24 protein-coding genes are annotated in these 23,425 nt (G+C 67.6%); 10 read left to right on the top strand and 14 right to left on the bottom strand.

Features of this window, described 5'->3' with window-relative positions; translation table 11 throughout:
- Positions 1-69: 69 nt before the first annotated feature.
- The 5 genes from L5G28_RS04545 to L5G28_RS04525 all read right to left on the bottom strand — a co-directional run bounded on the left by L5G28_RS04545 (position 70) and on the right by L5G28_RS04525 (position 4,678).
- The gene (locus tag L5G28_RS04545; protein WP_237000469.1) at positions 70-654 is read right to left on the bottom strand and encodes a type II secretion system F family protein; all 585 of its coding nucleotides are present in this window, start codon (positions 652-654) and stop codon (positions 70-72) included.
- Positions 651-1,439 (bottom strand): type II secretion system F family protein, encoded by a 789-nt coding sequence (locus tag L5G28_RS04540; RefSeq protein ID WP_237000468.1) that lies wholly within the window; start codon positions 1,437-1,439, stop codon positions 651-653. The genes L5G28_RS04545 and L5G28_RS04540 overlap by 4 nt, the downstream gene beginning before the upstream one ends.
- Positions 1,436-2,614: a TadA family conjugal transfer-associated ATPase gene (locus tag L5G28_RS04535; RefSeq protein WP_237000467.1), complete on the bottom strand. Its 1,179-nt coding sequence runs from the start codon at positions 2,612-2,614 to the stop codon at positions 1,436-1,438. Before L5G28_RS04535 ends, L5G28_RS04540 begins: the two co-directional genes overlap by 4 nt.
- A complete protein-coding gene (gene ssd, locus L5G28_RS04530) occupies positions 2,611-3,660 on the bottom strand; it encodes a septum site-determining protein Ssd (RefSeq protein WP_237000466.1) in 1,050 nt (349 codons plus the stop codon). The genes L5G28_RS04535 and ssd overlap by 4 nt, the downstream gene beginning before the upstream one ends.
- 127 nt (positions 3,661-3,787) lie before the next feature.
- A complete protein-coding gene (locus tag L5G28_RS04525; protein ID WP_372477173.1) occupies positions 3,788-4,678 on the bottom strand; it encodes an esterase/lipase family protein in 891 nt (296 codons plus the stop codon).
- 273 nt (positions 4,679-4,951) lie between these two features.
- On the opposite strand from L5G28_RS04525, the gene L5G28_RS04520 reads away from it, so the two are divergent.
- Positions 4,952-5,770 (top strand): HAD family hydrolase, encoded by an 819-nt coding sequence (locus L5G28_RS04520; protein ID WP_237000465.1) that lies wholly within the window; start codon positions 4,952-4,954, stop codon positions 5,768-5,770.
- Positions 5,771-6,194: 424 nt separating this feature from the next.
- Here the strand turns inward: L5G28_RS04520 and L5G28_RS04515 are convergent, their stop codons facing one another.
- Positions 6,195-6,947 (bottom strand): Fic family protein, encoded by a 753-nt coding sequence (locus tag L5G28_RS04515; protein WP_237000464.1) that lies wholly within the window; start codon positions 6,945-6,947, stop codon positions 6,195-6,197.
- Between the two features lie 251 nt (positions 6,948-7,198).
- Between L5G28_RS04515 and acs the strand changes: the two genes are divergently transcribed.
- From acs to L5G28_RS04500, 3 genes are all read left to right on the top strand, one after another.
- Complete coding sequence (gene acs, locus L5G28_RS04510; protein WP_236997928.1) at positions 7,199-9,139, top strand: acetate--CoA ligase; 1,941 nt, start codon at positions 7,199-7,201, stop codon at positions 9,137-9,139.
- A gap of 204 nt (positions 9,140-9,343) precedes the next feature.
- Positions 9,344-9,871, top strand: a complete 528-nt coding sequence (locus tag L5G28_RS04505; RefSeq protein ID WP_236997929.1) for a phage holin family protein — start codon at positions 9,344-9,346, stop codon at positions 9,869-9,871.
- Between the two features lie 22 nt (positions 9,872-9,893).
- Entirely contained in the window at positions 9,894-10,832 is a 939-nt protein-coding gene (locus tag L5G28_RS04500; RefSeq protein WP_308191558.1) for an alpha/beta fold hydrolase, read from the top strand.
- 22 nt (positions 10,833-10,854) lie between these two features.
- Here L5G28_RS04500 and L5G28_RS04495 read toward each other — a convergent pair whose 3' ends face one another.
- The 4 genes from L5G28_RS04495 to nth are packed head-to-tail and all read right to left on the bottom strand — an operon-like array spanning position 10,855 to position 14,238.
- Positions 10,855-12,066 carry a MarP family serine protease gene (locus tag L5G28_RS04495; RefSeq protein ID WP_237000463.1) on the bottom strand — a complete coding sequence of 404 codons (1,212 nt, stop codon included), beginning with the start codon at positions 12,064-12,066 and terminating at the stop codon, positions 10,855-10,857.
- Positions 12,063-12,854 (bottom strand): NUDIX hydrolase, encoded by a 792-nt coding sequence (locus L5G28_RS04490; protein ID WP_237000462.1) that lies wholly within the window; start codon positions 12,852-12,854, stop codon positions 12,063-12,065. The genes L5G28_RS04495 and L5G28_RS04490 overlap by 4 nt, the downstream gene beginning before the upstream one ends.
- The gene (locus tag L5G28_RS04485; RefSeq protein ID WP_237000461.1) at positions 12,851-13,555 is read right to left on the bottom strand and encodes a TlpA family protein disulfide reductase; all 705 of its coding nucleotides are present in this window, start codon (positions 13,553-13,555) and stop codon (positions 12,851-12,853) included. Before L5G28_RS04485 ends, L5G28_RS04490 begins: the two co-directional genes overlap by 4 nt.
- Positions 13,552-14,238 (bottom strand): endonuclease III, encoded by a 687-nt coding sequence (nth, locus tag L5G28_RS04480; protein ID WP_237000554.1) that lies wholly within the window; start codon positions 14,236-14,238, stop codon positions 13,552-13,554. Before nth ends, L5G28_RS04485 begins: the two co-directional genes overlap by 4 nt.
- A 201-nt stretch (positions 14,239-14,439) precedes the next feature.
- On the opposite strand from nth, the gene L5G28_RS04475 reads away from it, so the two are divergent.
- Together L5G28_RS04475 and L5G28_RS04470 are read left to right on the top strand one after the other, a co-directional pair.
- Positions 14,440-14,694, top strand: coding sequence for a hypothetical protein (locus tag L5G28_RS04475; RefSeq protein ID WP_372476879.1), 255 nt, complete (start codon positions 14,440-14,442; stop codon positions 14,692-14,694).
- Positions 14,695-14,823: 129 nt separating this feature from the next.
- Positions 14,824-15,498 (top strand): Crp/Fnr family transcriptional regulator, encoded by a 675-nt coding sequence (locus tag L5G28_RS04470; protein ID WP_183369883.1) that lies wholly within the window; start codon positions 14,824-14,826, stop codon positions 15,496-15,498.
- Between the two features lie 159 nt (positions 15,499-15,657).
- Here L5G28_RS04470 and L5G28_RS04465 read toward each other — a convergent pair whose 3' ends face one another.
- The 3 genes from L5G28_RS04465 to sp36 are packed head-to-tail and all read right to left on the bottom strand — an operon-like array spanning position 15,658 to position 17,125.
- Entirely contained in the window at positions 15,658-16,473 is an 816-nt protein-coding gene (locus L5G28_RS04465; protein ID WP_237000553.1) for an MBL fold metallo-hydrolase, read from the bottom strand.
- 8 nt (positions 16,474-16,481) lie between these two features.
- Positions 16,482-16,955 carry a RidA family protein gene (locus L5G28_RS04460; protein WP_236997934.1) on the bottom strand — a complete coding sequence of 158 codons (474 nt, stop codon included), beginning with the start codon at positions 16,953-16,955 and terminating at the stop codon, positions 16,482-16,484.
- Positions 16,956-16,960: 5 nt separating this feature from the next.
- Positions 16,961-17,125, bottom strand: coding sequence for a Sp36 family protein (gene sp36 / locus L5G28_RS04455; RefSeq protein WP_236997935.1), 165 nt, complete (start codon positions 17,123-17,125; stop codon positions 16,961-16,963).
- 50 nt (positions 17,126-17,175) lie between these two features.
- Here sp36 and bagA point away from each other — a divergent pair, with 50 nt between their 5' ends.
- Positions 17,176-18,204 carry an ATPase BagA gene (bagA, locus tag L5G28_RS04450; protein ID WP_372477164.1) on the top strand — a complete coding sequence of 343 codons (1,029 nt, stop codon included), beginning with the start codon at positions 17,176-17,178 and terminating at the stop codon, positions 18,202-18,204.
- Positions 18,204-19,307 (top strand): ArsA family ATPase, encoded by a 1,104-nt coding sequence (bagB, locus tag L5G28_RS04445; RefSeq protein ID WP_237000459.1) that lies wholly within the window; start codon positions 18,204-18,206, stop codon positions 19,305-19,307. Before bagA ends, bagB begins: the two co-directional genes overlap by 1 nt.
- A 50-nt stretch (positions 19,308-19,357) precedes the next feature.
- Here the strand turns inward: bagB and L5G28_RS04440 are convergent, their stop codons facing one another.
- The gene (locus tag L5G28_RS04440; RefSeq protein WP_237000458.1) at positions 19,358-19,690 is read right to left on the bottom strand and encodes a WhiB family transcriptional regulator; all 333 of its coding nucleotides are present in this window, start codon (positions 19,688-19,690) and stop codon (positions 19,358-19,360) included.
- A gap of 279 nt (positions 19,691-19,969) precedes the next feature.
- Here L5G28_RS04440 and L5G28_RS04435 point away from each other — a divergent pair, with 279 nt between their 5' ends.
- Entirely contained in the window at positions 19,970-22,396 is a 2,427-nt protein-coding gene (locus L5G28_RS04435) for a penicillin-binding protein (protein ID WP_237000552.1), read from the top strand.
- A 36-nt stretch (positions 22,397-22,432) separates the two neighbouring features.
- Positions 22,433-23,410, top strand: coding sequence for a metallophosphoesterase (locus L5G28_RS04430; RefSeq protein WP_237000457.1), 978 nt, complete (start codon positions 22,433-22,435; stop codon positions 23,408-23,410).
- Positions 23,411-23,425: the final 15 nt, after the last annotated feature.

The following is a 23,425-nucleotide window of genomic DNA, read 5'->3' as shown; positions in this document are numbered from 1 at the left end:
CTCGCGTCTCGAGCCCTCACAAGGTCAGACGCACGCCGCGGACATCCAGTTCCATCGGATTCCACAGGGCTACACCGACGTCAGCATCCCGGCGGCGAGGCCGATCACGACAGGCACGATACCCAGGCAGACGAACGCCGGAAGGAAGCACAGACCGAGGGGACCGCTCACTTTGACGCCGGCCTTCTCCGCCGCCTCCACGGCCTCGTCCGCTGCACGACGACGCGTCGCCGACGCCAGTTCGGCGACGCCGTCCGCGAGGGACGCCCCGGCCCGCGCCGCGCGACGCGCGAGGGCCGCGAGTTCGGCGAACGACTCGTCGCCTGCCGCGTCGACGGCCCATGCCGTCTGACCGTCGGCGCCGAGCGCGAGCAGATCGGCGGCACGCGCCATCGGCTCGCCGATGACCGGCGGCGCGTGCTCGGCAGCGACCTCGGCGGCCGCGGCGACCGGCAGTCCAGCGCGCAGGCAGACAGCGAACAGGTCGTACGTCGCGGCGACGTCGAACGGATCCGGGCCGGCGCGGGACCTACCCAACCACCGCGCCTCACGGACCTTGGTCGGCCGGTCGACGACGCGAGCAAGCACCCAGTCGGCGGACGGCCACATCCAGAGACCGGCGGCGGCGAACAGGGCGACGACGAGCACCGTCATCGGAGGGCCTTCTCGGTGATCGCGTTCGTCCACCAGACCCCCGCCGACACGAGTGCGGCGCCCACCACCAGCAGGATGGCTCCGATCCCCGGAGACAACAGCACCGCGAGCGGCGCAGCCCCCATCAGATGCCCGAGTCCGATCCCCAAGGCCGGCAGCAACGCCAACACCATCGCCGTCGCCCGCGGGCCGGCCAGGCCGGCACGGGTCCGCGACGCGTGATCGGCACGAGCCGACAGATCCGAACGGAGCATCTGCAACAAATCTGCCATCGGAAGGCCCCGACTCGACGACGCGGCCCACGCGGTCGCCAATCGATCGATTCCGACGTCGCCTGCTCCGCAGGCGGCCGCGTCGGCCGGGTCACCGCCGAGTTCGGCTCGCGCAGCCATTCGCGCCAGTTCCGTCGAGACCGGCGACGGGCCGTCGCCCGCGAGTTCGTCAGCAGCACTGCGACAGGCGAGGACAACCGGGGCACCGACCGACATCTCGGCGATCATGAACGACAACGCACGCCGCAGCTCATCACGGCGACGGTCCAGTTCTGCGCGACGCACCGCTCGACGCCGCAGCGCGATCGCCGTGACGGCGACGATCCCGATAGCAATCCCCGGACCGACGCCGACCACGGCAGCAGCCAGGACCGGAGCCGCCGCGAACAGCCACACCGGGTCGACGCGTCGACTCTGCCGATGCCGCTCGGCAGACGGAAGCCGCGACCAGACGGCGGGCCTCGGCCACAACAGCAGACCGATCCCGCCTGCCGCGAGAAAGGCCGCGGTCATCGCGGCCGCCTGTCGGCGATCAATGCGTCGATCCGGGCTCGCGCCGCCGTGAACCCAGACCGCCTCGACCACGCCCGTTCGATCGTGGTGAGTCCGTCGTCGGCCCGGGTCAGAAGACCGATCTCGAGGAGACCTCGGTGTCCGTCGCGGTCCCGACCCAACCCGAGGACGAGTTGGATCGCCGCGGCCAGCTGACTGTGCAGCGCGGCCCGGTCCATGCCACCCAGCGCGGCGAGCGCCTCCATCCGAGCCGGGACCTCCGACGTCGAGTTCGCGTGCAGAGTTCCCGCACACCCGTCGTGCCCGGTGTTGAGCGCGATCAGGAGGTCGATCACCTCAGCGCCCCGCACCTCGCCGACGACGATCCGGTCCGGCCTCATCCGCAACGCCTGCCGGACGAGGGCCCGGACCGGCACGTTCCCCACACCCTCGACGTTCGCGTTCCGGGACACGAGCCGCACGATGTGCGGGTGCTGCGGCGCGAGTTCGGACGCGTCTTCGACGGTGACGACGCGGTCACCCGGATCCACCTGGCCGAGGAGTGCGTTGAGCAGCGTCGTCTTCCCGGATCCGGTGCCGCCGACGATGAGGAACGCGAGCCTGGCCGCGACCGCCTCACGGAGCAGGTCGGCGGCTTCGCCGGGGATCGACCCCGTCTTCACCAACGCGTCGAAAGTCTGAGTCGCGCCGCGCAGAACGCGCAACGAGATGCACGTGCCGTCGACAGCCAGCGGCGGGATCACCGCGTGCAAGCGGACGGTCACGTCCCGTCGTCCGACTCCCGCCAACTGTCCGTCGACCCAGGGCTGAGCCTCGTCGAGTCGTCGGCCCGCGCCGAGGGCCAGACGGCCCGCGAGCCGCCGCGCCGAGGCCTCGTCATCGAACCGCACGCCGGTCAGCTCCAGCCCGTCGCCGCGGTCGGCCCAGACGCGGTCGGGCCCGACGACGAGGACGTCGGTGACATCCGGGTCGGCGAGCAGCCCCTCCAACCGTCCCGCACCGACCATCTCGGTCTGCAGATACCGCAGCACGTCGAGCAGATCGGTGTCACCGAGCAGCCCGCCCGACTCCGCCCGGATCGCGTCCGCGATCACCGCGGGCTCGGGGTCACTGGTCTGTGTCGCCAACCGGTCGCGAACCCGATCCAGCAGGTCGGCGCGTCCGACGGCGGTCATCGCGCCGCTCCCGCATGCAGCCGACGGTAGACGTCCTGTGCGGCCGCCGTCAGCGGGCTGCGGGACCGCAGCGACAACCCCGAGCCCTCGCACCGCTGTGGGAGGGCGCGCTCGGGCCGATACCCGCCGAGCAGCGGCAACCCGATGGCGGCCGCCACGTCGCTCGCCCGAAGGCCGCCGGGCGACGGCCCGCGGACCACGAGCACGACGTCGCGTTCGGGAACGAGCCGAGCGGCCGTACGACGTGTGGCCGCGACGGAGTGAACGGATGCGGTGGTCACGACGACAGCGAAGTCCGCGCTGTCGACGAGGGCCGCAGCGACCGGCCCCGGTTCGCGTCCCACGTCGGCGACGACCACATCACCCGCGCTCCGTCCGGCGTCGACCACGGCGAGCACGGTGTCGGGCCGCAACGGTTCGACATCGTCACGCGCGGACGTCATCACGCTGACCCGCCCGACCCCGGGAAGTGCGGCGCGCAACGCCGGCCCCGCGATGGCTCCGGTCTCGCCGGTGACGTCCGGCCACCGCAGGCCCGGCTCGTCCTCCACCCCCAGGATCAGGTCGGCTCCAGCACCGGACTGGTCGGCGTCGAGCAGCAGGACGCGCTCACCGTCGCGCGCAGCGACCAGCGCGACGGCAGCGGCCAGCGACGACGCCCCCGCTCCCCCGTGCCCGCCGATCACCGCGACCGCGCCCGCGGGCCGACGGACCGGCCGCCGGAACTCCGAGAGGGCGCCGACCAGGCCGGCCTCTTCGTCCGGGAGGACGAATCCGCCCTGCGCCCCCAACGCGAGTCCGGTCTGCCACGCGCGCGGGTCGTCGTCGGAGGCTCCGACGACCACCACGGCCGGACGCTTCGGCGGGTGCAGGACGGCGAGGACCGCCGTCGCGTCGGCGTCGACGACCACCGCGCACGCACGCAGCCAGTCGTGGCGGCACGACACCGCGTCGCCGATCACCATCGTGTATCCGGCGGCCGCGGCGCAGCGTGCGAGGTCGGAGTGGAGTGTGTTGTCGGTGAGGACCAGCAGGACATCAGTCATGGCCTGATGATGCGTCGATCACCGCACATCGAAAAGCCCGTTATCCACAGGCTGGTATCTCTCCAGGTCAGTAGCCCCGTCGGGTACTCAACAGCCAAGGCAGTCGCTCAACCACCCTGCCCGTAACTCAGAAGTGCTGCCCGGTGAACGGTGCGACGTACTCGCATGGCACGGTGACCGGATGCGCCGGATCGAGCGCATTGAGCACGTGGTAGGCGGCGCGGCGCGAACTCGCGATGGCCAAATGGTCGCTGAAGTCCTTGGCGCAGCCCTGCTGGACGACGATGTTGGCGACCGATTCGCCTGCGCGCGGCTTCACGTAGCCCGAGGTGTACGGGACGACGAACTCGTCGCCGCGCGTCATGATGTTCGTGTAGTCGATTCCCGTCACGTACGGGCTGCCGCCTGCCCATATCTTCTTGTTCATCGCCGACCCCGCCATCATGCCGCCGCAACCGGTGCAGACCGGCATGTCGATCGCACCGAGCATTCTTCCGATGTTCGGGATGGGGACGGTGCTCGCCGCGCCACGCCACAATGGTGCGAGCGAGACGTACTTGGTCACCTTCTCGGCTCCGCCGAGGAACTTCACGTAGTACGTCGGCATGTAGGTGCCCTGGGAATGGCCGATGAGATCGACGGTTTCGGCACCGGTGGCTGCGAGAACCTTGTCGACGAAACGGTCGAGCTGTCGAGCGCTGACGTCCTGCTTGCCCAAGCCGCCGATCTGGTTGACCGGCCACGGAGCTCCCGGGATCGCTCCATAGATCAGGGCGAAGACGCAGTATCCGCGATTGGAGAGGAGCGCCGGGTACGGCCCCCAATTGGTCGCCTGCGCGCCGCCGGTCCCGTGCACGAGAATCACCGGGCGCGGATGCTCCGGCGTCGGCGTACAGCCGAAGTCGTTGGACCCGGGCAGCGATCCGCCGGGATGCTGCAGTTCATAGGGGATTCCGCTGAAGAAATTGTAATGCTCCGGCAGCTTGTCAGTAGAACATACGCCCGGAGCGCGACGAATACTGGGAAACGTCTCAAACAGCCTGGAGAATTCGATTCACGGCGAGAGAAATGCTCGATCAGCCGTACAGAAAGGCCTCAGAATAGAAGACGACCCCGGCCAGGGGGGAGGAGGCCGGGGTCATCAGCAGTTCAGCCCCGGGGGGTCGGGCTGAATGCTTCCGGCATTGCCGGACAAACCCCAAGTTACACGCGCCGACGCGAAGATTGCAAGTCCAACTATTACCCATTTCGTGTTCCGTGGATCACATTCCGGCGATGTACGATATCGAACGTGACCACGGCACAGCCTACGCGCATCGCCGCCTTCTTCGACCTCGACAAGACGGTCATCGCGCGCTCCAGTGCCCTCGCATTCACGCGCCCGTTCTACGAGGGCGGACTCCTGTCGCGCCGCACGATGCTGCGGTCCGGAATAGCGCAACTCCAGTTCCTGCTGACCGCCGCCGACGAGAACCACGTCGACAAGCTCCGCAAACACGTGACCGACATGTCCACCGGCTGGGACGCCGCGCAAGTGCGGTCGATCGTCGCCGAAACCCTCGACGACGTGGTGCGCCCGGTCGTGTTCCCGGAGGCCCTCGAACTGATCGAGCAACACAAGGACGCCGGCCACGACGTCGTGCTGATCTCGGCATCGGGCATCGAGATGGTCGAGCCGATCGGCGACCTGCTCGGCGTCGACATCGTCCGCGCCAGCATCATGCGCGTGATCGACGGCCTCTACTCCGGCGATCTCGACTTCTACTGTTACGGCGACGAGAAGGCCGCCGTCGTCGAAGAGTTGGCGGCCGAGCGCGGATACGACTTGAGCCAGTGCTACGCCTACTCCGATTCCGCCACCGACCTCCCCATGCTCGACGCCGTCGGCAGGCCGGCAGTCGTGAATCCAGGCAGAACTCTCCGCCGTCACGCCGCCGATAACGAATGGGAGATCCTCGACTTCGCTACTCCCGCAGCCGCCTCCCACCGGCCGAGTCCCGGCACACTCGGACGAGGAGCACTGTGCGCCACAGGGATCGGAGCGATCGCCGCCGCAGCGGTCATCTATCACCGCCACCAGGCCCGTCACCTGCAGCTTCGCGCCGCCTGATCGATCTCGATCGATTTCCGTCGAACCCCTTGCAGTGACGACAGTCACAGGGTAAGAATGTGGTTACGGAATCACAGACGGCAAAGTTCAGGCCAGCAGAGAAGGCCTGAGCCCCCGGATCTGAGGTTCCCAGCACGGGCGGCAAGCACCCACGCGGAGCACGCCGCATTGGCAGAAGCGTTGTGCGCCTGCGAACCCTCGGCCACCATTCGTGAACTCACACAGGGAAAGCGTCGCTGTATTTCGAGTACACGTTGAGGTGGACTTGGGAACGCCGAGGCGGCCCACACAACCCACCCAGCACGCCTGGTAACTTTCGCTCGTGCTCGCGGGCGGTGCCCGGTCGAGATGACAATCGACCACCGGCACCGCCCGCAATCGTGTGCAGGCGCGTTATCGTGTGCGGCTCGTTATCGTGTGCAACTCAGCCAGCGGCCGCGTCGGCGATCGACTTGGCTTCGACGGCCCCCGCCTCCATCGCCTCACAACACAGGACGATCCACGCTCCGATTGCGGAAGGGTCGCCGGTGCCGAACGTCGTCGACAGTTCGCGGTACTCGCCGATGCGTTTCAACCACGTCACTTCGGGGACGCCGAGCAGATGCGGATCCAGGCCCGTCGACGCGGACACTAGGCGCGACGCCCCGCGTGCGACCACGCCGTTCCCCTCGGTGAACGGGGCCAACGACAGCAGTTCGCCGTGGACGATCGCCGCCACCACCGGTGCGGGGACCGTCGTCCCGCCGGTGATGAGCTGACCGAGGAAGTCCAGACGCTGCGCGATATGAGGATCCGACCGTGGACGGCCGAGCAGTTCAGGATCGTCGACGACGCCGGCTGCGGCGAGCGTGTGCAGTCGAGCGAGAGCCTGCGCAGGGGCGCGACGAAACACCGACACGAGCTGGTCGATCCCGTCGGTGTCGAGAGCCTGGGCCACCCGGATCGCGCCTTCGGTGATCGGATCGTCGAACTGTGCGTCGCGCTGCAGTTCGACGCTGCCGCCTTCGATGGCTGCGGACGAACGACCCGCACGCCACGACGCCTCGCGCGATGTCTTGTCCCACCCGCGCAGGTTGGTGCGATGCCGATGCACCACTCCCAACGCGTCGCGTGCCAACTCCGCGGCATCGCGGACGTCGGGCAGGTCAAGCAGCGGGGCCAGCGGATCAACACTCACACCGGCCACGATATATGCGTCCGCCGCGCCGTCGTGCGATGCGTCGACGGCTCGACCTCGCGCAGCATCCACCCATCGTGCTCGAGCGACCGTTCATCGCGCCAGTGCCGCTCACGGTCGCTACCCGCTACGCGCTTGCAACGTACAGTGACTACCCTCACAGGTAGGCGGCATCCGGTGCCAGACAACACTGTGCGCGGTGGCCGACGTGCTCTCAGCGCGGCAGTTCGACAAGGAAAGGCAGACGAGGAATGACCGAAGCCAGCAAGGTGTACCCGCCCTCGAAGGAGTTCGCCGACAACGCGAACGCGACCGTCGAGATGTACGACCGCGCCGACGCGAACCCCGACGAGTTCTGGGCCGAGCAGGCACGGCGCCTCGACTGGACGACGCCGTTCGGACAGGTCCTCGACTGGTCGAACGCTCCGTTCGCGAAATGGTTCGTCGGAGGCGAGTTGAATGTCGCGGTGAACTGCGTCGACCGCCACGTCGCCGCGGGCAAGGGCGATCGGGTCGCGATCCACTGGGTCGGCGAGCCGCTCGACGACACACGGGACATCACCTACAGCCAGCTCAAGGACGAGGTGTCGCGCGCCGCGAACTACCTCTCATCGATCGGCCTGGTCGCGGGAGATCGCGTCGCCATCTACATGCCGATGGTCCCCGAAGCGATCATCTCGATGCTCGCGTGCGCACGCCTCGGTCTGACGCACTCGGTCGTGTTCGCCGGCTTCTCGGCCGCCGCTCTGCGCTCCCGCGTCGACGACGCCGAAGCGAAGGTCGTCATCACCACCGACGGACAGTTCCGTCGCGGGAAGCCCGCCCCGTTGAAGGAGGCCGTCGACGAAGCCCTCGGCACCGGTGCCGACGCAGCGAAGTCGATCGAGAAGGTCATCGTCGTACGCCGCACCAACCACGACCCGGACCTGAACTGGGTGCAGGGCCGTGACGTGTGGTGGGAGGACACCGTCGCCGAGCAGTCCCCCGAGCACGAGCCGGAGTCGTTCGACGCCGAACACCCGCTGTTCCTGCTCTACACGTCGGGCACCACCGGCAAACCGAAGGGCATCGTCCACTCGTCGGGCGGCTACCTGACCCAGGCCGCCTACACCTTCCACAACGTGTTCGACCACAAAGAGGGTCGTGACGTCTTCTGGTGCGGAGCCGACATCGGCTGGGTCACCGGCCACTCGTACCTCGTGTACGGCCCGCTCTCGAATGGTGCGACCGAGGTGATCTACGAGGGCACCCCGAATTCGCCGGACGAGCACCGCCACTTCCAGATCATCGAGAAGTACGGCGTCACCACGTATTACATCGCACCGACCCTGATCCGCACATTCATGAAGTGGGGCCGCGAGATCCCCGACGCGCACGACCTCTCGTCGCTGCGTCTGCTCGGCAGCGTCGGTGAGCCGATCAACCCGGAAGCGTGGCGCTGGTACAGCGACGTCATCGGCGGCGGACGCTGCCCGATCGTCGACACCTGGTGGCAGACGGAGACCGGCGGCATCATGATCTCCCCGCTGCCCGGCGTCACCGCGACCAAGCCAGGTTCGGCGATGCGTTCGCTGCCCGGCATCAGCGCGTCGATCGTCGACGACAAAGGCGCCCCCGTGCCCGACGGCGAGCAGGGCTACCTGGTCCTCGACCGCCCGTGGCCCGGCATGCTGCGCGGCATCTGGGGCGACCCGGATCGTTTCAAGGAGACCTACTGGTCGCGGTTCGCCGAGCAGGGCTGGTACTTCGCGGGCGACGGCGCCCGCTTCGACGAGGACCACGCGCTCTGGGTGCTGGGTCGCGTCGACGACGTGATGAACGTGTCCGGGCACCGGATCTCGACGTCCGAGGTCGAGTCGGCGCTCGTCGCACATCCTGCCGTCGCCGAAGCCGCCGTCATCGGCGCCGCCGACGAGACGACCGGCCAGGGCATCGTCGCGTTCGTCATCCTGATGGAGCATGCGGCACCGGGCGACGACCTGGTCGCCGAACTGCGCCAGCAGGTGGCCGTCGACATCTCGCCGATCGCCAAGCCGCGCGAGATCAACATCGTCCCGGAACTGCCCAAGACCCGATCGGGCAAGATCATGCGCCGCCTCCTCAAGGACATCGCCGAAGGCCGCGAACTCGGCGACACGTCGACCCTCGTCGACCCCGCGGTGTTCGAGGCGATCCGCGCCAAGCGGGCCTGACCGTCTTCAGGGCCTGGTCGGCCCACCCCGATCGAGCGGAGTCGTGATCGCGACTCCGCTCGATCGGCTGCGGCAGGCCCCCGCGACAGAGCAGGCGTGCGGTCGACCGCGGAGGTTAATGCCCTCGATCCGCGTGTGGGCGTCGGCTCGAAACTTCAGGCATGGCAACATGAAGGCCGACCAACGTTCAGCAAGGGAGAACTCGTGAGCGGCAATCAGGACACCTGGCCTCCGCAGCCCGCCGACGCTCCGCGCGTCCCGTCTATTCCGATGTCGGATGCCAACCTCGGCAAGGACGGCGAGCCGACCATCGGCAATCTCGTCAAGGACGCGTCGGCCAACGTGTCGACGCTGTTCCGGGCCGAGGTCGCACTCGCCAAGTCCGAACTCGTCAACGAGGCGAAGAAGGCAGGTGCGGGCACCGGCTTGATCGTCGGCGCAGCCGTCCTCCTCCTGTATGCGAGCTTGTTCTTCTTCGTATTCCTCGGCTTCCTGCTCGACCTGTGGCTGCCGACGTGGGCCGCGTTCGGCATCGTCTTCCTGATCTTGCTGTTCGTGTCGATCGCCGCGATCGTCGCCGGCTACATCTTGTTCCGGAAGCTGCGGAAGCCCGAGAAGACCATCGAATCGTTGTCGGAGATCAGCAGCGTGGTTCCGGGCCGGGAGAAGTCGTCGACCGGCGGCGTCGCCCACCCGCAGATCCCGCCGGCACGTGATCCGATGAGCCGCTGACGGCTCTTCACAGATCGACGAGTTGAACAACGACACTCCTCCGGACCCCACAGAGGTTCGGTTCGACGGGCCGTGGCAGCACTTCGACGTGCGTGCGGGCGGCCTGCGCTTCCACGCGGTCGAGAGCGACCGGTCGATCGCCGATCGGCCGCTCGTACTGCTGCTGCACGGTTTCGGTGAGTTCTGGTGGACGTGGCGTCACCAGCTTCCCGCATTGACCGCTGCCGGATACCGCGCGGTCGCCGTCGACCTGCGCGGATACGGCGACTCCGACAAGCCGCCACGCGGATACGACGGGTGGACGCTGGCAGGCGACACGCACGCGCTGATCCGGGCGCTCGGGCATTCGTCGGCGTCCCTGGTCGGGCACGCCGACGGCGGTCTCGTCTGCTGGGCGACGGCCACTCTGCATCCGCGCGCGATCGACCGGGTCGTCGTCGTGTCGTCCCCGCATCCCCGCGCCCTGCGTCAGGGCGTCCTGTTCAATGCGGAGGAGCGATCGTCGTTCCTGGCGCCGTTCATCCACAATCAGCTACCCCGGATCGGGGAGCGACGGCTCACTCGCGGCAACGGCGCATTCATCGACGAGTACTTCCACGCCCAGTCCGGCGAGGCGTGGCAGGAGACCGCGGACTTCGCCGAAGCCATCGAACGCAACCGGCTGGCCATCCAGATCCCCGGCGTCGCTCACTGCAGCCTCGAGTATCGCCGATGGGCGTTCCGTTCCCAGTTCCGTCCCGACGGCTGGCGGTTCATGGAAGTGATGGACAAACGGCTCGACCAACCGTTCCTCGCGCTGCGCGGCCGGGAGGACGACTACATCCTCGATTCGTTGATGGCCGACAGTGAGCACTGGGCTCGCGACTTCACCTACCGCACGGTGGCCGGTGCCGGACACTTCCTGCACCAGGAGGCGCCCGACGCTGTGAACGCCGAAGTGCTCGACCACCTCGGCGCCTGACGGCACACGACGGGCCCCGTGCTCAGTGCGCGGACACGCAGCGCTGCGTGTCGGCTTCGGCCGAACCCGAACGCTTCTCCGACTGGGCGAGGTCGCTCTGCACTTGGTCTGCGGTCAAGACGAACCCGGTGTGGTCGGCGGGATTCTCGGACGCGCCGAACACCACGCCGAACACCGATCCGTCACGGTTGATCATCGGGCCGCCGGAGTTGCCGGACCGGATGTTCCCGCGGACCGTGTACACCTCGCGGGAGATCTGCTTGGCGTGCTGATAGATGTCGGGTCCGTTCAACTGCACGACGTTGCGGATCCGGACCGGCGTCACCGTGTACGGGCCGTTCTCCGGGTAGCCGAGGACGATCGCGTCATCGCCGGTGCCGCCCGCGCCGGTCGCGAACTTGAGGGCCGACGCCCGCAGACCCGGCACGTCGAGGACGGCGATGTCATTGCGCGAGTTGAACCAGACGACCGTCGCCTCGAGTTCACGACCGTCGGCCACTTCGACGTTGACCGAGTCGGTGCCTGCGACGACGTGCGCGTTGGTCATCACCCGCTCGGGTGACACGACGAATCCGGTCCCCTCCAACGCTTGCCCGCAGCTGCGGGCGACGCCGTTGATCTTGAGGACGCTCGGCTGCACCTGCTGCACGACAGGGAGGTCGGCCAGCCGACCGTCCGGCGCGTCCACATTGGCGACCCGCGTCTCGCCGAACGGGCCGATGACTTCTTTGATCCCGGACGAGTCGATGAGGTCGGTCAGTTCGTTCGGCAGGTCCCGCATCCACTGCGGGGCCACCGCGTCGACGCTCTCCACCACTTTCGATCCCGCGACGGCGTCGGAGATGCGGACTTGCCCGGAGCTGGCGAGCGGGAACGACAGCAGCCATGCGGCCACGAGGATTGCGATCACCTGCAGCACCGAGCCGATTCCGCTGTCGAGATGCCGCAACGTCCGCGAGTGAATGCTGCTTCGGACGGCGCGTCCGAGCACCATGCCGGACAGTTCGCCGACGACGATGAGCACCACGATCAGCATCACGCCGATCACGAGGCGGAGGCGTCGGTCGTCGAACTGCTCGATCACCAGTGGCGCCAACAGGATGCCTGCGACCGCACCGATCATCACGCCGATGAACGCGAGCGCGGACGCTGCAGCCCCCTGCCGGTAGCCACTGAACGCGGCGAGCAGGGCGACCGCGAGGATGATGAGGTCGACCCACAGCGACCCGCTCACCGGGGCGGCTCCACAGCGAATCCGGACACTTGGCGCCCGCCGGTCTCGGAGATCATCTGCTCCAACGGACGGACGTCGTCACGGTCCCACGGCACGTCCCAGCCTGCGGTCTCGGAGATCGCGGCGAGCAGACCGCCGGTGAACCCCCAGACCAACATGCCGTCGTAGACGAACGCCGGGCCCAGATAGGGCGCCATGCCCGGGATCTCGCGGATCACCTGGAATCGATGCTCCGGACTCAACAGCTCTCGCAAGTTCACTCGCGTCACCCGCGCCGTCTCCCCCTCGTCGACGACGCTCACCTGCGACGGTCGCGACCAGTGCGCGAGGACCGGCGTGACCTCGAAACCCGACGGGACGGGGAAGACGGGCAGGGTGGCGAGCGCATCGACGCCGTCGGCGACCAACCCGGTCTCCTCCCACGCTTCGCGAAGCGCGGTCCCGACCGGGTACTCGTCGCCGGGGTCGCGGGCCCCGCCGGGGAACGCGATCTGTCCGCCGTGGGTGCGCAACGTCGTCGCGCGCTCGGTCAACAGGATGTCGGCGTCGGCGGGGACACCGCCCGGATAGTCGGTCGCGGCGGCGAACGATCCGCCGAACAGAACGAGCACGGCCGCCGAGCGAGTCGCGACGAAGTCGGCAGCGATCCGGGCTCGGTCGCCGCCCCGGTTGAGCACCTTCTTGTTGACCTCCGATACGTCGTCGGTGACGGCGCGCAGCCATTCGGGCACCTCGGTGCGGGGCACCAAGAGATTCGCGTCGGGCAGTTTCGGGTCGTGTCGAGTCACGATGCCTCCCCCACGTCGACGCCGAGGTGTTCGCGGACCGCTGAGGTCAGGTCCTGGTACGTGTCGAACACACGCGGCAGGACGGCGGCGACCGTCCCGTCGGCGCGGATCATCACCGTCGACGGGAACACTCGCGGCGCGGCGACGGCCTTGGCAATGTCGCCGTGCGGATCGGTCACGACCGGCAGGTGCGCGTTCAACTCCTGCAGGAACTTGAGCACGAAGTACTCCTTGTCCGCGCCCTCCTTGGCATGCACCGCCAGTACGTTCAATCGGTCGCCGGCCTGGGCTGCGAGCCGGTCGAACAGCGGGAGTTCGCGCCGGCACGGCAGGCACCACACCGCCCACATGTTGATCACGAGCGGTCGGCCGGCGGTGACCGTCCCGAGGTCGACCACTTGTCCGTCGGCCATGCACGGCGCCGAGACCCCGGCGAGCACGCCGGTCGCGGGCCCGGTTCCACTCGGGCATGCGGTGAGCGCGGCCGCCGCACGGGCCTGGGCCACCTCGTCCACCGACGCGCCCGCATCGGTTACTCCCGATGTCGGAGCAGACGAGCTGGGCGCGGGCGCCGACGCGGGTTCGTCGCCGCCGCGCGGCCAGAGCGCCGCCACCAGTGCGATCATGACGACTACGAACGCGATCATCGCGCGCATCCCCGGTTGCGCCAACGCCTTCTTCGCGGTGTCGAGCCGACTCATGTGTTCACCCCGGCCAGTTCCAGGAGGTGCTCGGTCTCCGGCCCCTTGACGAGTGCGGCGGCCTTCATCGGGTCGAGCTGTCCTTCGCCGTACGACGGACAGTCCTTGGCGAGCACACACACGCCGCACGCGGGCGTCCGAGCGTGACAGACGCGTCGCCCGTGGAAGATGATCCGGTGCGACAGGTCGGTCCACTCCTTGCGTTCGATGAGCTCCCCGACCGCGCGTTCCACTTTCACCGGGTCGGTCTCGTCGGTCCACTGCCAGCGTCGGACGAGCCTGCCGAAATGTGTGTCCACGGTGATGCCTGGCACACCGAAAGCGTTGCCCAGCACCACGTTCGCGGTCTTACGTCCGAATCCCGGCAGGGAGACGAGTTCCTTCAACGTGCCGGGCACCTCGCCGTCGAACCGTTCGACGAGCCCCTGGCCGAGACCGATGATCGAGTTCGCCTTGTTCCGGTAGAAGCCGGTGGAACGGATCATCTCCTCGAGTTCGGTGCGGTCGGCGCTCGCATAGGCGAAGGCGTCCCGATACCGTGCGAACAACGCGGGGGTCACCTGGTTGACGCGGACGTCGGTGCACTGCGCCGACAGGATCGTCGCAACAGACAGCTCGAGTGGCGTGGTGAAGTCGAGTTCGCAGTACACGTGCGGAAACGCCACGTGCAGGGCCCTGTTCATCCGACGTGCTCGTCGGACCAGGCCCAATCGGGTCTCCGGTTTACGGCTGCTCACAAGATCCCAGGTTAGCGGTCGCGTGCCGACACGCGTCTGCGCCCGCGCCGTGAGCGACGATGTGGTCACAACTCGGTGACGACGGGCCTTCTCGTTTCACCCTCGCCGCGACTTCGTGTTGACTGGGGAACCATGCAAGGACTGGCCGTGCTTCTGATCCCCCCGTTGCTGATGCTGTTCGCGCTCGCGATGGAGAAGGTCCAGAACGGTTTGGACCGACTGTCCGTCGGCCGTGCGCACGTCGAGGAGTTCCTCGACACGGCGGACGAGACCGACGTCGGCAATCTGGCGAAGGACGGTCTGCCCGCAGCGTTGGACGAACTCCGTCAGCGGCGGAACAACGACGAGGTAGGCGATCCGGTCATTCCAACCGGTTCCGATGCTCGCAACCGCGCGAGTTGATAGGTTCGAAATTCAGACATTGCGCACCATTGTCAATGCCTGCCGCACAAGTGATCAATTCAACAACTATGATTTTTGCCAGTAGTGTTGATCACTGAACATGCGTTCGGAACAAGAGAGGTTCTTTAGGTGGAAGAAGTACTCGCCAGGGCAGGCATTTTCCAGGGGGTTGAGCCCACGGCTGTAGCTGCACTCGCAAAAGAGTTGCAGCCGGTCGAGTTCCCTCGCGGTCATGTGATCTTCCACGAGGGTGAGCCGGGCGACCGACTGTTCATCATCCTCTCGGGCAAGGTCAAGCTGGGCCGGCGTTCGCCGGACGGCCGCGAAAATCTACTGACCATCATGGGTCCGTCCGACATGTTCGGCGAACTCTCGATCTTCGACCCGGGTCCGCGCACGTCGTCGGCCACGACGGTCACCGAGGTCCGCGCCGTCACCATGGACCGTGACGCGCTCAAGAAGTGGATCAAGGACCGTCCGGAGATCGCCGAGCAGCTCCTGCGTGTTCTCGCGCGCCGGCTGCGACGGACCAACAACAACCTCGCCGACCTGATCTTCACGGATGTGCCCGGTCGCGTCGCCAAGCAGTTGCTCCAGTTGGCGCAGCGCTTCGGCACGCAGGAGGGCGGCGCGCTGCGCGTCACCCACGACCTGACGCAGGAAGAGATCGCGCAGCTCGTCGGCGCATCGCGCGAGACGGTGAACAAGGCCCTCGCCGACTTCGCTCAGCGCGGTTGGCTGCGGCTCGAGGGCAAGAGCGTCCTCATCGCCGACTCGGAGCGTCTCGCACGCCGAGCCCGCTGACCGGCGGACGACAGTTGTAACGCAACGACTCAGCCCGGGAGACTGTGCACCGCATCGGTGCGAGCCGCCCGGGCTGAGTGCTTCCTGCCGAGTGCTTCCTGCCGAGTGCGTTCTACCGAGTGCGTCGGTCCAGCGCCGGAGGGGCAGGCGTCAGGGACGTCAAAGCGTCCGGAGATACTCCAGTTGCGCCTTCACGCTCATTTTGGCTGCCGGCCACAGTTCCTCGTCGACGTCCGCGTACACGGTCTTGACGACCTTCATCGGCTTCGCCTCGCGCGGCGACGTGCCGAGTTCGACGAGGGCTGCGCGGATCTGCTCGAGCCGCTCCTCCCGGTGCTGTTTGTAGAAGCGCGCGACCGGACCGAGTTCGGCATGGTCGGGACCGTGGCCGGGCAGCATCGGAACGTCGGCCGCCTCCACGATCAACCGATTCAGTGAGTGGAAGTAGTCGCCGAGCGTCCCGTCCCTCGGGTCGAGGACCGTGGTCCCCGATCCGAGCACGGTGTCTCCGGTGAGGACGGCACGGTGTCCGTCACACTCGACGAGAAAGCTCGTCGAGTCGAGAGTGTGCCCGGGCGTGTGCATCACGGTGATGCGCAACCCGGCGGCTTCGATCACTTCGCGGTCGGTCAGCCGCGGCGCATCGAACGAGAAGTCCGACGAGTATGCGCGCGTCGGAGCCCCGGTCATCTTCCGGAATCGTTTGAGGGCGCCCACATGATCGTCGTGCCGGTGCGTGAAAAGCGTCAACTCCACCTCGCCCGCCTCGTCCAGCACATTCGCCAAGTGCTTGCGATGCTTGCGCGGCCCGGGGTCGACGACGACGGCGCGCGACGCGCCTGGCGCCCGCAGGATCCACGTGTTGGTCCCGTCGAGCGTCATCATGCCGGGGTTCTCGCACAGGACGACCGACGCGAACGGGGTCACCTGGCGGGCCCGACCGTAGGCGGGATGGGTGAGTTCGGCTGGGGCCATCTCCTCACTCACCGGACCTGGACGACCAACTCGACCTCCACGGGGGCGCCGAGCGGGAGCTCGGCGACTCCGACGGCCGACCTCGCGTGGACTCCGGCGTCGCCGAAGATCTCACCGATCAGGTCCGACGCGCCGTTGATGACGGCGGGCTGGCCGGTGAATCCGTTCGCCGACGCGACGAAGCCGACCACCTTGACCACGCGCACGACCGCGTCGATGCCGACCTCGGCGTGCACGGCGGCCAACGCGTTCAACGCGCACTGGCGCGCCGCCGCGTTCGCCGCATCAGGTCGGACGACGCCCTCCGCACCCTCGGACACCTTGCCGGTGACGTCGAGGGCCCCGTCGACCACCGGCAGCTGACCCGAGGTGTAGACCATGTCGCCGACGCGCAGCGCGGGCGTGTAACTGCCGACGGGCGCGACCACGTCGGGCAAGGTGATGCCGAGTTCCGCCAGCCGAGCGCTCCACTGTCCGCTCATCGCAGTCAGCTCTTCGGGCGCTTCAGGTATGCGACGTGCTGTTCGCCGGTCGGGCCGGGGAGCACGCTGACGAGCTCCCATCCGTCCGATCCCCACTGGTCGAGAATCTGTTTGGTCGCGTGCGTGAGCAGCGGAACTGTCACGTATTCCCAGGAAGTCGGTGCTGTCATGTCGCTCACCTTATCGGTTAACGAACTGTCACGTCGGCGAGGCCGATAAGGTGAACGGCGTGGTCGAGAAACATGTGACGGACGGTCCCACGAGTCAGTGGTCCGATCAGGCCCGCCAGGCACGACTGCATTTCGTGTCAGGCAAGGGCGGAACCGGGAAGACGACGGTCGCTGCCGCGCTCGCGTTGACGTTGGCCTCGCGTGGCCAGCGCGTCCTCCTCGTCGAATGCGAGGAGCGCCAGGGCATCGCGCAGCTTTTCGACACGCAGCCGCTGCCGCCGGTCGACACCCAGGTCGCGACTCTCGAGGGCGGCGGCTCGGTGTGGGCACTCGCCCTGCAGATCGAGCACGCGCTGCTGGAGTACCTCGACATGTTCTACAACCTCGGGTTCGCCGGTCGCGCGATCAAACGCGTCGGCGCGATCGACTTCGTGACGACCGTCGCGCCGGGCCTGCGCGACGTCGTGATCACCGGCAAGGTGAAGGAACGCGTCATCGCCCTCGACAAGAAGGGGCACCGTCTCTACGACTCGATCGTCGTCGACGCACCGCCGACCGGACGTATCGGAAACTTCCTCGACGTCACGTCCGCGATGCGCGACCTGGCCAAGTCCGGCCCGATCCGCAAGCAAAGCGAAGGTGTCGCGACGCTCCTGCACTCGGCCGACACCATGGTGCACTTGTGCACTCTCCTCGAGGCGATGCCGATCCAGGAGACAGTCGAAGCGGTCGACGAACTGCGCGCCAAGGGTCTGCACATCGGCTCGATCATCATCAACCGTGTCGAGACCGCGCACCTCCCCGACGACGAGCTCGACGCGATCGCCGAAGGGAGGATCGACGCCGACCGGGTGCGGTCGACGTTGACCGATGCGGGGGTCGAGCTCACCGACGACGACCTCGCCGGGCTGCTGACCGAGTCGATCGAGTACGCCGCACGCGTCCAAGCCCAGCAGGTGGCGCACGCCGAACTCGACGACGTCGACGCCCCGCAGATCTCCCTGCCGTCCATCGATCAGGGGATGGATCTGGGCGGCGTGTACGAACTCGTCGCTGTGCTGAAGAAAGCGGGAGCCTGATGCCTGACCTGAAGATGGGTGCGGTGCTCGCCGACCCGAGTACTCGCGTGATCATCTGTTGCGGCTCCGGCGGCGTCGGCAAGACGACGACGGCCGCGTCGATGGCGCTGCACGCCGCCGAGAACGGCCGCAAGGTCGCCGTCCTGACGATCGATCCGGCGCGTCGTCTGGCACAGTCGCTCGGCGTCAGCGAGCTCACCAACGAGCCGCAGCCGGTTCCGATCGCGAGCGCGGCGGCAGCGGGCGGGTCGCTCGACGCGATGATGCTGGACATGCGCCGCACCTTCGACGACATGGTCGTCGAGCATTCGACGCCCGATCGTGCCGAAGCGATCATGAACAACGCCTTCTATCAGACCGTCGCGTCGTCGTTCTCCGGCACCCAGGAGTACATGGCGATGGAGAAGCTGGGCAGGCTCCTCGACGAGGACCGGTGGGACCTCATCGTCGTCGACACTCCCCCGTCGCGGAACGCGCTCGACTTCCTCGACGCACCGCAACGTCTCGGGTCGTTCCTGTCGGGTCGGCTCATGAAGATGCTCGTCGGCGGCGGGCGCGGCGTCGGCCGCGTCGTGACCGGGGCGATGGGCATCGCGATGCGCGGCATCTCGACGATCGTCGGCGGCGATATCCTGCGCGACGTGGCGACCTTCGTGCAGTCGTTGGACTCGATGTTCGGCGGCTTCTCCGAACGCGCCGAACGAACCTACTCGCTCCTCAAACGCCCGGGCACACAATTTGTCGTGGTGGCGTCTCCGGAGGCGGACGCGCTGCGGGAGGCGTCGTTCTTCGTCGACCGCTTGTCGAAGGACACGATGCCGTTGGCGGGCTTGATCGTGAACCGCACGCACCCGAATCTGACGTCATTGCCGACACCGGCCGTCGAAGCCGCGGCGAGCACGGTCGACGACGACCTGACGCGTGGCGTCCTGCAGGTGCACGTCGAGCGCGCCACCATGGCGAAACGCGAACTCCGTCTGCTGCAACGGTTCACGTCGTCGCACCCGAGCGTCCCGACCGTCGGCGTGCCCGCACTACCGTTCGAAGTCGCCGATTCGGACGCGCTCCGCGCGGTGGCCGAGCAGATCATCAGCCGCGGCTGAGACCAGTTCAGCGAGAAGAGGCCCGGCGCATCAGCGCCGGGCCTCTCGCGTCAGTTGTGGGCGTCGGGGACGGCGCCGATCCGCTGCCTGCGACGCTGGGCTTCGAAGAACGCCGCCCAGGAGGTCACCTCTGGGTGCTGGCGGAGCAGCGCGCGGCGTTGGCGTTCGGTCATGCCGCCCCACACGCCGAATTCGACCCGGTTGTCGAGTGCGTCGGCACCGCACTCCATCTGCACTGGGCAGTGCCTGCAGATCGTCGCAGCCTTGCGCTGCGCGGCCCCTCGAACGAACAGGTCGTCCGGATTCCCGCCGCGACAGCGCGCTAGCGAGACCCACGTCAATCGAGTGTCAGTATCTCCGGACGGCAACGGTGCGAGAGTCATTGCGCGATCCCACCTTTCACAAACCCATCGACACGAACCGGCGCTCGGTACGCGCATAAGATCTCTTCAGTGAATCCACCCTACAAATCACTACTTTGTGGGGTACCTCACGTCCAACACACTATTGAGACCCCAATCGCAAATCAAGTCGAGATCGGGGAGTGAGGGTATCGAAGGTGGGATCGGCCAGGTCGCTACCGCGATGAGATTGCATTCACACGTATCCTGGCGACCGTGCGGAAGACATCGAACCTAGTCGGCCTGGCCGTAGCCTGCGTCATGGCGGGCGTCCTGGTGGCGGGCCTCCTCTTCCCCCTCGCGGGCGGGGTCGGGGTACTGACCAACCGGGCCGCCGCGACGATGGAGAACAGTTCGTCCGAACTGCTGAGTGGCACTGTCCCCGAAGTCACGACGGTGACCGACGCTGCGGGCAAACCCATCGCCACACTGTTCGACCAGTACCGCTACCAGGTCGGATACAACGACATCTCCCAGGACATGATCCGCGCGATCATCTCGATCGAGGACCGTCGCTTCCTCGAGCACGACGGCGTGGACTGGCGCGGCACGATCCGCGCGGCGTTGAAGAACTCGTCGTCGGGCGAAGTGCAGCAGGGCGCATCGACGCTCGACCAGCAGTACATCAAGAATTATCAACTGCTGGTGCTGGCACGGACCGAGGCCGAACGACAGGCCGCGATCGAGACGACGCCTGCGCGCAAGCTGCGCGAGGTCCGGATGGCGCTGACCTTGGAGCAGACGCTCACCGATCAAGCTAAACGCGAACAGGGGCTCGACGACGCGGCCGCCAAGCAGGACGCGAAGAAGCAGATCGTCACCCGCTACCTGAACGTCGTTCCGTTCGGCAACAACGCGTACGGCATCGAAGCCGCGTCGCAGACCTACTTCGGCCACTCGGCGAAGGAGCTGACAGTCGAGCAGGCAGCGATGCTCGCGGGCATGGTGCAGTCGAGTTCGGCGCTGAACCCCTACAGCGACCCCGAGGCCACCACCACGCGACGCAACACCGTGCTCGACACCATGATCAGCAACTTCCCGGAGAGGAAAGCCGAGCTCACGGCGGCAAAGAACAAGCCGCTCGGCGTCCTGCCCTCCCCCCGCACACCCGTCCAAGGCTGCATCGGCGCGGGCAACGACGGATTCTTCTGCGACTACGTCCTGCAGTACCTCGCCGACAACGGCATCTCCCGCCAGACCGTGATGCGCGGCGGCTACGTCATCCGCACCACGCTCGACCCGCAGGTCCAGGAATCTGCGCTGCGCTCAGCCAAGGCACAGGCGAACCCGCACACCACCGGCATCGCGAACGTGATGAGCCTGGTCCGTCCGGGCAAGCAGTCCCACGATGTGGTCTCGATGGTGTCCAGCCGCGACTACGGGCTCGACGCGGCGAAGGACGAGACGGTGCAGCCGCAGCCGTTCTCGATGGTCGGCGACGGCGCGGGCTCGATCTTCAAACTGTTCACGACCGCCGCCGCCATGGAGAAGGGCATGGGCACCGACGCCGTGCTGGCGATCCCGTCGAGTGTCGCCGTCTACGGGATGGGCGACAGCAACGGCCTCAACGGCTGCCCGGTCAACGCGTACTGCGTCAAGAACGCGGGCGCCTACCCGCCGAACGCATCGGTGACGCAAGCTCTCGCGACGTCCCCGAACACCACGTTCGTCCAACTGCTCCAGCAGGTCGGCGTGAAGCCCGCCGTCGACATGGCGGTGCGCCTGGGGCTCCGTTCGTACAATTCCCCCGGAACGTCCGGCAACGGCGACCAGAGCCTCGCCGAGTACATCAAGAAGGGCAACTTCGGTTCGTTCACGCTCGGCCCGTTCGCGGTCAACGCGCTCGAACTGTCGAATGTCGCGGCCACGCTCGCGTCCGGCGGCGTCTGGTGCCCGCCGAACCCCATCCATTCCATCCAGCAGGTCAAGCGCGACAAGTACGGCAACCGCGTGATGGATGAGAACGGCAACCCGGCGATGGTCCCGGTGCCGTTCACGCCGCCGGCCTGCGAGCAGGTCGTCGACTCGGGTCTGGCCAACACCCTGGCGAACGCGATGAGCGAGGACGACCGCGGTGGCGGCACCTCAGCTGCCGCGGCAGCGTCGACCGGCTGGACGCTCCCCCTCTCGGGCAAGACGGGCACCACTGAGGCGCACCGATCGGCGGCGTTCCTCGGATTCACCAACCAGCTCGCGGCCGCGTCGTACGTGTACAACGACGGCCCGACCCCGAGCGGCATCTGCACCGCTCCGCTGCGCCAGTGCTACGACGGCGACGTCTACGGCGGTTTCGAGCCGGCCCGCACCTGGTACAACGCGGTGAAACCCGTCGCCACCAAGTTCGGTCCGGTCGCGATGCCGCCGAAGGACCCGTCGTATGTGGTCGGCAGCGATCGCGGACGGATCCCGAACGTGAGTGGCCTGCCCGCCAGTCAGGCGACGTCACGCCTGCAGGAGGCAGGGTTCAAGGTGAAGGAGCTGGAGGTCGACAGCGGACGCCCCAAGGGCACCGTGGTGTTCACGGCCCCATCCGACAGCGCGATGCCCGGCAGCACCATCGCCATGTATGTGAGCAACGGCCGCGGCACCGAGAAGAACGACCGCGACGGCGACGGCGGCGGGTCGACGCAGAAGACCGTCGAAGTGCCCGGTGTGGGGCCTGTGGTGATCGAAGTCCCCGACGAGTGACCTGACCGCCGACGCGGGCAGCGCTATCGTGGAGGCATGGATTCTGGTTCCGGCACAGGCATCTCCGCGACGAGCCTGGCACGACTGTCCGCGGGGGCGGCAGGCGCCGCGGCGGCTGGTCTGCTCTACTCGACGGTGATCGAACGCAATGCGTTCGCGTTGCGCCATGTGAGCGCCCCGCTGTTGGAGGCCGGCTCGTCACCGCTGCGGGTGCTGCACATCAGCGACATCCACATGACGCCCCACCAGCACCTCAAGCAGGCGTGGATCGCCGAACTCGACTCGCTCGAACCCGACTTGGTCGTCAACACCGGCGACAATCTGGCCCACCCGAACGCTGTCCCCGCCGTGGTGCAAGCGCTCAGCGGGCTCCTGTCGCGGCCGGGCCTGTTCGTGTTCGGGTCGAACGATTATTTCGGCCCGAAGCCCAAGAACCCGTTCAAGTACTTCAAGAAGGACCACAAGCGGACGCACGGCGAGTCGTTGCCGTGGCAGGATCTGCGCGCCGCCTTCACCGAACGCGGCTGGCTCGACGCGACGCACACGATCCGCGAGATCGAGGCGTCCGGTGTCCGCATCGCGGCCGCAGGCGTCGACGACCCGCACATCGAACGCGACCGGTACGAGACAATCGCCGGACGTCCGAACCCGCTCGCTCAACTGCGCCTGGGTCTGACCCATTCGCCGGAGCCGCGGGTCCTGGACTCGTTTGCCGACGACGGCTACGACCTGGTGATGGCGGGCCACACCCACGGCGGGCAACTCTGCGTCCCCGGGTATGGCGCGGTGGTCACGAACTGTCACATCGACCGGTCACGCGTGAAGGGCCTGTCCCGCTGGGGCGCAGACATGGCGTTGCACGTCAGTGCAGGCCTCGGCACGTCGCCCTACGCTCCGGCCCGCTTCAGCTGCCGTCCCGAAGCGACGCTGCTGACCTTGACGCCCGTCTCCAACGGCGGCCACGACGCCGACGTCGATCTGCAACTCCCCAGCCTCCAGGGCGTCCCCGTCTAGGCTCGCGTAACCCCG

It is taken from the genome of Gordonia liuliyuniae (genome assembly GCF_021739025.1).
GTDB lineage: Bacteria > Actinomycetota > Actinomycetes > Mycobacteriales > Mycobacteriaceae > Gordonia > Gordonia liuliyuniae.
Note: the sequence above shows the minus strand (reverse complement) of the source record. Positions and strands in the feature narration are given on the sequence as shown.

Coding starts and splice junctions, on each gene's coding strand:
- L5G28_RS04545 (WP_237000469.1), bottom strand. CDS start 654: ATGACGGTGCTCGTCGTCGCCCTGTTCGCCGCCGCCGGTCTCTGGATG.
- L5G28_RS04540 (WP_237000468.1), bottom strand. CDS start 1,439: ATGACCGCGGCCTTTCTCGCGGCAGGCGGGATCGGTCTGCTGTTGTGG.
- L5G28_RS04535 (WP_237000467.1), bottom strand. CDS start 2,614: ATGACCGCCGTCGGACGCGCCGACCTGCTGGATCGGGTTCGCGACCGG.
- ssd (WP_237000466.1), bottom strand. CDS start 3,660: ATGACTGATGTCCTGCTGGTCCTCACCGACAACACACTCCACTCCGAC.
- acs (WP_236997928.1), top strand. CDS start 7,199: ATGACCGAAGCCAGCAAGGTGTACCCGCCCTCGAAGGAGTTCGCCGAC.
- L5G28_RS04485 (WP_237000461.1), bottom strand. CDS start 13,555: ATGAGTCGGCTCGACACCGCGAAGAAGGCGTTGGCGCAACCGGGGATG.
- nth (WP_237000554.1), bottom strand. CDS start 14,238: ATGAACAGGGCCCTGCACGTGGCGTTTCCGCACGTGTACTGCGAACTC.
- L5G28_RS04465 (WP_237000553.1), bottom strand. CDS start 16,473: ATGGCCCCAGCCGAACTCACCCATCCCGCCTACGGTCGGGCCCGCCAG.
- L5G28_RS04460 (WP_236997934.1), bottom strand. CDS start 16,955: ATGAGCGGACAGTGGAGCGCTCGGCTGGCGGAACTCGGCATCACCTTG.
- sp36 (WP_236997935.1), bottom strand. CDS start 17,125: ATGACAGCACCGACTTCCTGGGAATACGTGACAGTTCCGCTGCTCACG.
- bagB (WP_237000459.1), top strand. CDS start 18,204: ATGCCTGACCTGAAGATGGGTGCGGTGCTCGCCGACCCGAGTACTCGC.
- L5G28_RS04440 (WP_237000458.1), bottom strand. CDS start 19,690: ATGACTCTCGCACCGTTGCCGTCCGGAGATACTGACACTCGATTGACG.
- L5G28_RS04435 (WP_237000552.1), top strand. CDS start 19,970: ATGGCGGGCGTCCTGGTGGCGGGCCTCCTCTTCCCCCTCGCGGGCGGG.
- L5G28_RS04430 (WP_237000457.1), top strand. CDS start 22,433: ATGGATTCTGGTTCCGGCACAGGCATCTCCGCGACGAGCCTGGCACGA.